The organism is Pararhizobium sp. DWP3-4, from assembly GCF_049898205.1.
GTDB lineage: Bacteria > Pseudomonadota > Alphaproteobacteria > Rhizobiales > Rhizobiaceae > Pararhizobium.
In genome coordinates, this window is sequence record NZ_JAFCXF010000029.1 from 21,984 (window position 1) to 28,329 (window position 6,346).

6 protein-coding genes and 1 pseudogene are annotated in these 6,346 nt (G+C 57.3%); 1 reads left to right on the top strand and 6 read right to left on the bottom strand.

The window, feature by feature from the left end; all coding sequences use genetic code 11:
- Window positions 1–2 precede the first annotated feature (2 nt).
- Together ACP7E6_RS29170 and ACP7E6_RS29175 are read right to left on the bottom strand one after the other, a co-directional pair.
- A complete protein-coding gene (locus ACP7E6_RS29170; RefSeq protein ID WP_426233645.1) occupies window positions 3–518 on the bottom strand; it encodes a gamma carbonic anhydrase family protein in 516 nt (171 codons plus the stop codon).
- A complete protein-coding gene (locus ACP7E6_RS29175; RefSeq protein ID WP_426233647.1) occupies window positions 515–919 on the bottom strand; it encodes a nuclear transport factor 2 family protein in 405 nt (134 codons plus the stop codon). The genes ACP7E6_RS29170 and ACP7E6_RS29175 overlap by 4 nt, the downstream gene beginning before the upstream one ends.
- Before the next feature lie 70 nt (window positions 920–989).
- Between ACP7E6_RS29175 and ftrA the strand changes: the two genes are divergently transcribed.
- A complete protein-coding gene (ftrA, locus tag ACP7E6_RS29180) occupies window positions 990–2,078 on the top strand; it encodes a transcriptional regulator FtrA (RefSeq protein WP_426233657.1) in 1,089 nt (362 codons plus the stop codon).
- Between the two features lie 254 nt (window positions 2,079–2,332).
- Here the strand turns inward: ftrA and ACP7E6_RS29185 are convergent, their stop codons facing one another.
- The 4 genes and pseudogenes from ACP7E6_RS29185 to ACP7E6_RS29200 form a co-directional block, all read right to left on the bottom strand.
- The gene (locus tag ACP7E6_RS29185) at window positions 2,333–4,234 is read right to left on the bottom strand and encodes a PAS domain S-box protein (RefSeq protein ID WP_426233649.1); all 1,902 of its coding nucleotides are present in this window, start codon (window positions 4,232–4,234) and stop codon (window positions 2,333–2,335) included.
- Window positions 4,235–4,487: 253 nt separating this feature from the next.
- Window positions 4,488–4,853 (bottom strand): response regulator, encoded by a 366-nt coding sequence (locus ACP7E6_RS29190; protein ID WP_426233651.1) that lies wholly within the window; start codon window positions 4,851–4,853, stop codon window positions 4,488–4,490.
- A 52-nt stretch (window positions 4,854–4,905) separates the two neighbouring features.
- Window positions 4,906–5,873: pseudogene (locus tag ACP7E6_RS29195) on the bottom strand (chemotaxis protein CheB).
- A gap of 29 nt (window positions 5,874–5,902) precedes the next feature.
- Window positions 5,903–6,286 (bottom strand): response regulator, encoded by a 384-nt coding sequence (locus ACP7E6_RS29200; RefSeq protein WP_426233653.1) that lies wholly within the window; start codon window positions 6,284–6,286, stop codon window positions 5,903–5,905.
- Window positions 6,287–6,346 lie beyond the last annotated feature (60 nt).

Genomic DNA, 6,346 nt, shown 5'->3' on the forward strand with positions numbered 1-6,346 from the left:
TATCAACCCCATACACAAAACCCGGGAAAATCGAGCGTCTTTTGAAGCGCCCAGATTTCCTCATGCTGATCTGGGGATAGAATTTCGGCAGGATCGCCGACTGCGACCCAACCGATCGGCACGGTTTTACCTGGTTCGAGACGGCTGCGTAGATGGACAGTTCCATGGATGCGGACTTCCGATCCCCGTCCTATATGGGCACCGTGGAACACCGCCGCTCCGGTGGCTATGAAAACCTCGTCATCAATTTGAGCGCCAACGACATAACTGTTGGGACCGACGACGCAGTGGTCACCCAACTTGCAATCGTGGCGACCGGTAGCCCGGATCACCGCGTTTTCGAGTACGATGCAGTTCCGTCCGATGCGGATGGAGCCGCCGGCCTCCGCCACCAGGCGAGCGCCATGCATGATCCTGCTGCCTGCACCGATGACAACATCCCCAAACACGGTCACATCCTGCGCGACCCAGGCATCAGGATCGATCGATGGTGACTGCTCTCCGGATGAAATAATCATGGCTTATTCTCTCCTGCCTCAATTTCGGCTGCCCGCACACTTTCAAGGTGCCAGATCTTGGCGACGATCCGCCAGCCCTCGATGCCTTTCACGAAGCAGAGATGATCGATGAAGATGTTGGCGTGGATCCGCAGCCTGACCTTCACAGTCGCTGCGGCCGGCGAAAGCCAATCAATCAGGATGATTTCGTCTTCGCGGTCTTGAGAGCGGCTTGCGGGAGATTCGCGCTTTGCGATCACCTGGCGATAATCCGAGTTCGGATCGACCGTGATTGCGCCTTCGTCAGCGTCGAACAGGTTGCAGGCTGGATGAAAGATCTGGTCAAAGAGTGAGAGATCGCAGGCGTAGAGGGCATCGAAATAGGTCTGTATTGCGTTTAGCAGGTCAGTATCGCGGGTCATCGTGTTTTTCCATAGTTTGTTGGCGAGTGACCGTGTCGCATGCCCACACCTTGAGTTGCCAGTGGCAGGATTGCCAGATAAGACCGCATTCATGCCAAAAAATGAGGCTCCATGCTTTCCTGCAAACAGACATGTCGTCAGCCTCGTCTATGACGGCCTCTGTACCTTCGAGTTCGGGATCACATCCGAAGTCTTCGGTTTACCCCGACCTGAAGCAGGGCCTGACTGGTATCAGTTCAAATCAGTTTCGCTGGAGGATCAAGTTCTTCACGCCTGCGGTGGCCTGACGGTCGCAGCAACGGGCACTGCGACTGATCTGCATGAGGCCGGAACGATCATCGTTCCCGGCTGGCGCGGGCCCGATGCGCCTGTCCCCGATCAGATCTGCGACGCATTGGTCCGCGCTCATAAGAACGGCGCCCGCATCATTTCCATCTGTGGCGGCGCTTTCGTACTTGCAGCCGCCGGCTTGCTCGATGGCCGCCGCGCGACGACGCATTGGCGGTTCGCCGAGGGCCTCGCCCAGCGCTACCCAGCCATCGCGCTCGACGCGAATTGCCTATACATCGACGAGGGCGACATTCTCACCTCGGCCGGCAGTTCAGCGGGGATCGATCTTTGCCTGCATATTGTCCGCTCGGATTTCGGAGCGGAGCTCGCCAACACCGTGGCGCGTCGCCTGGTGATGTACAGCCATCGCCAGGGTGGGCAATCCCAGTTCATCGAGCGCCCCGTGCCCGTGAAGCGGGAGGCAGATCGACTGTCGTCGATCCTGGATCATATTCAAGCCAAGCTTCGCCACCCGCACACGGTCAGCTCTCTTGCCCGCCATGCAGGCATGAGCGAACGTACCTTTCAGCGCCGCTTTCATTCTCTGACGGGCTTGCCGCCCCTCAAATGGATACTGAGGGAGCGACTGGAGCAAGCCCGCATCCTGCTGGAGACTGGTTCTACCGCGCTCGATGACATTGCAAGCGTGACCGGACTTGGAAGCGCAGAAAACCTGAGGTTTCAGTTTGCTCGCCACTATGGGGTCAGCCCGTTGATCTATCGAAATCGCTTTGCACAGCGACCGGAGACAAGCCAGACGCTTCCGAAGCACACTGGGCAAAGTTCCTCGACGGCCGATTTTCGACTACAGCCACAGCGGCGACTTTAAAACGCGTGACTTTTCAGCGCCCGGACAACAAATGTCGCAGTAGCCGGGAATCTGGCCATATGGTTGGCACAATGAAATCGGATTTAGAAGACATGGGCTGGGCCACTCAGAATATCTAAGCATCATTTACCGAAGCGACGGGGCCAACGACCTCAGCGCCCGCATCTGACTGATGCGTCAGCGATGAGATATTCGCCTTCGATAACCAGGACGGTAAGCCCCTGAAGGGGTAAAGGCGACATGTCATTTTCCTTTCACGCATCGAAGGTGATTGGCGCGAGAATGGTACAGCGTACTCCATCAGAGCGAAGTTCATAAGTTGTTTTGGCCCTGAGCTGGTATGGAAGCGCTTTCTCGATGAGTTCCCTCCCGTAGCCCGAACCCCTAGCTGGTTCATCCGCAGTCGGCATATTTTGAACGCCCGTTTCAGTCCATTCGACGTAGAGAGATGGCGGGTCGCCATCAACACGTTCAATTTGCCATCGGATAGTCAGACGGCCTTTTGGAGCAGACAGCGCCCCATATTTCAGCGCATTCGTTGCCAGCTCATGCAGTGCAAGCGCGAAGGTCTGAATTGAGCGTGAACGCAACCGAATGCCTGGTGGTCCATCCAGCGTGACTTTTTCTTTATCGTAGATGTAAGCCGACAGTTCCGCTGCAAGCAATTCGTCGAACGCGACACGCTCTGTCTCGCCCAGTCGAGAAAGAAGACCTTGCACCCGCGTAATTGAACCTAAACGGTGGCCAAACGCTTCCGAAAACTCCTGCAATGTCGTGCTTGTCCTCACCGTCTTTTCGGATAGCGACCGAATGACTGCAATCAGGTTTCGCGTTCGATGTTGCAACTCCGCGACCATGACCTCCTGGCGGCTTTGCAGCTCTTTTAACTCCTCGACATCGGTACACGTGCCAAGCCAGTCGGTCTCGCTTTCACCTGATCGCAGTGATCTGCTGTGATGCCAGATATATTTTCCATCCGCACCTCGGCGAATACGGTACTCGCAGTCCAAACCACCTTTTGCCTCGGCATCCTGCCAAGCGGCCATCACCGCTGCATGGTCATCGGGATGCACCGTCTCAAGCCATCCCAACCCTTTGCTGTCTTCAACGGCCTGGCCAGTAAACTGCTCCCACTGCGGACTCGACCAAATCCGGTTGCCAATGGACTCGGAGCGCCAGATTAGCTGGGGGACACCCCCGATTAGCATCCGCTGAAACGCTTCATTTTGTCGGAGTCGTCTCTCGGTGCGATGCCGTTCGGTAACGTTCTGACCAATCTTGAGAAATCCTTTCACCGAGCCGTCCGCATTTCGCAGGCATTCGGTCGATCCATCGATGAAAACATGGGAGCCGTCTTTGCGGAGATGCCAGCGGACATCAGGAGCAGACCCCTCTCTGCGCGCAGTCTCGACCTCTTTTTGGTCTTCTCCCTTGGCGCGATCCTCTTCGGTGAATAGCTTGCTAGCTGACATGCCTGCAGCTTCCGACGCTGTCCATCCGAACACGGCTTGGGCACCTTCGTGCCAATCGACGATACGGTCTTCAGCGTCAGTGACAAAAATGGCGTAGTCACGGGCGTTTTCGACTACTAGGCGGAAGCGCTCCTCGCTCACTTTCAACGCATCCACTTGGTGAAGCCGGTCGATGACCGGGCCAAGGATTGTGGCGTAGGTTCTTAGAAACTGGATGTCGGAGTCTTCAAATTGTCTCGGCACCACGTCGTCGACCTGAAGGAGACCATACGGCTTCCTGCCAGGCACGAAGATCGGAACATTAACCAACGCAACGACGCCCGCACGCTTCATAAAAGCGGGTACACCAAAGCGTTCCTCTTTCGCGATGTCCTTGGTCACCATTGGCTGGCCAAGTTTGATCGCGTAGGTCTCAGAGGAATGTTGATCCATGTTGAGTTGGAGGCCAACGATATTCGGCGTCCAGCCGACAGCTGCACGCACCCAGAGCTTTTTCTCACCGCGCTTGATCTCAAGGACCTTTGACCTCTTCGTATCGAGAGCTTCGCCGACTAAGCGGCAAGCCTCAGTCAAAACGGAATCAAGATCGTCGGATCGCAGCGCGAACTCCCCGAAATCGGCCAATATTTTCTGGCGCTTGAGGAGCTGACCCTGGTCAAGCGTCTGCTTCTGTAGGGCAGTCATTGATGGCCTCCTTCGACAAACTGAGGCTTGGCAAATTTTCCGCCCGCCGATAGCTAAGAATGCGCCCGGAGCTCATAACGGCAAGTGGGGTCAGCCCTAAAGCTCGGCAGCATGAGGCTGGACAAGAAATAAGGTTCTTGCTCCGCTTGAACGTATCGAAGCAAATCAAGTTCCGCGGACCGGTTGGAGAATACGAAAATCGGGACAAGCAAGAACTCTGTCAGGCAGTCGGCATAGCCATGTTCCGACCCGCTTAGCGCCGGAACAAAGCGTCCTGCAGATCCCCGGCTTCTACAGGCTTCGAAAGGCGCGGCACGGAATCGTAACGGGCTGGAATATCCTTGTCGTCATAGCCCGTTGCGAAGACGAACGGAACGCCTCGCGAGAGCAGCAGGTCCGCCACAGGAAACGCCATGTCACCGTTCAGGTTGATGTCGAGTACGGCGGCGTCGATGATTGTTTCACCAGAGGCCAATGTCAAAGCTCGGTTTACGCTTGGCGCCGGGCCGACGACGACCGCACCAATTTGTTCAAGCCAGTCTACAAGCTGCTGGGCAATGAAGTAATCGTCCTCCACGACAAGAATGTGCTTTCCTGCGTATAGATTTACAGCACCCATACTCGTTACTGTCTCCCGCCGCGTGTTATCACTGCTATCGCTGCATGCCCGGCTAGCCCTTGAGCGCCGCGTCCATAAGGACGTCGGCGGAACGCTTATACTCTTGTGCGCGTTCCTCGAACGTCGCAGCGGCGGCGGTTCTGCCGGCTTGCAACGCCTCTCGTATCATCTTTTCCATCAGAACGATGCGCTCGCCCATCACCCTAAGAGCGATGCGCACTGCCTCGTCAACTGAACCTTCCTGTTCGTGGGCGAGTGCCTCGGCGGTATATCCGTGTCCCACCTGACAGCGGAATCGCAGCGGCGTGCGCCTGATCTGCGATAATGTCCCCCCGCATCCGGGACAACTCAAAGGGACGGGATCCGCGATTTCTGCGATCGTTGGAGAGTTAGACGGCCGCCCCATAGCGATCGCCACCTCAAGCGCAACGCTGGACGGTGCCGCAACGGTCGGGCCCGCGCCTTCCAGCACGAGGCGGATCAAAAGGGCAGCCAGATCCTTGGCGGGAGCACGGTAGTCAACGTCACTCGCCAGCAACGCCGTTTGTGGCATCTCGCTCTCTACGGCGTCGAGGGGGTTTTGAATAACGGTTAATCCGCCACAACGTTTCAGGTCCGCCAACCCGGAAGCCCCGTCGTTGAGCATGCCGGAAAGCAGAACTCCAATGGCTTCGGGTCCGGCGCTGATCCCTGCGGATCGGAACAGCGGATCGATCGCGGGCCGCGCCATGTTCTCGCGCGGTCCGCGGCCCAGGCGAAGACCCCCCCGTCCATCACAAGATGGTGGTCTGCGGGCGCCACGTAGATATGCCCTTCGTCTATGGGCTCACCGTCGACCGCAGTGGATGCCGGAAGTGTGCCTCCACTGTCCAGTATCGCGGCGAGCAGGTCCCGATTGCCCGCTCCGACATGGACTGCGATCAAGACCGACGCCTGCAGGTTCTGCGGCAACTCCTTGCATATCTGCCGGATCACCTGGATCGATCCTGCTGACCCGCCGATTGCAATGATTTTTCCCATGGCCCGTTCACCTCGTGCGGTTCAATGCTCTAGCCGGTGGCCGACGAATTCAATAACTGCAGCAACTGCGCTTTGAGTTCGTTCGAACTGTAGGGCTTCGTCAGACGCGGCCGATCGCGATGCCGTTCTTCAATCGCCCAGTCACTGTAGCCACTGCAGAGGAGAAACGGGATATCGCGGCTAGCGAGGATGTCTGCAACTTCGTACGAGTTGCCGCCCCGGATGTTGACGTCGAGGATCGCTGCATCGATCGGCGCCTCCCTCGCCAACCGAATGGCCGTGTCAAGGCGAGATGCAGGTCCGACCACCTGTGCACCCATGCCCAGCAGGGCGTCTTCTATTACCAGCACGATGGTCATTTCATCTTCGACGACCAGCACCTGGCGGCCTTCTGCTCTGTCCTGACTAATCATTGGCGTCCTCCTAAGGCCACGGGACGAAGTTCTCCAACTTCGGCGGTGAACGGAAGTTCG

Coding starts and splice junctions, on each gene's coding strand:
- ACP7E6_RS29170 (WP_426233645.1), bottom strand. CDS start 518: ATGATTATTTCATCCGGAGAGCAGTCACCATCGATCGATCCTGATGCC.
- ACP7E6_RS29175 (WP_426233647.1), bottom strand. CDS start 919: ATGACCCGCGATACTGACCTGCTAAACGCAATACAGACCTATTTCGAT.
- ACP7E6_RS29185 (WP_426233649.1), bottom strand. CDS start 4,234: ATGACTGCCCTACAGAAGCAGACGCTTGACCAGGGTCAGCTCCTCAAG.
- ACP7E6_RS29190 (WP_426233651.1), bottom strand. CDS start 4,853: ATGGGTGCTGTAAATCTATACGCAGGAAAGCACATTCTTGTCGTGGAG.
- ACP7E6_RS29200 (WP_426233653.1), bottom strand. CDS start 6,286: ATGATTAGTCAGGACAGAGCAGAAGGCCGCCAGGTGCTGGTCGTCGAA.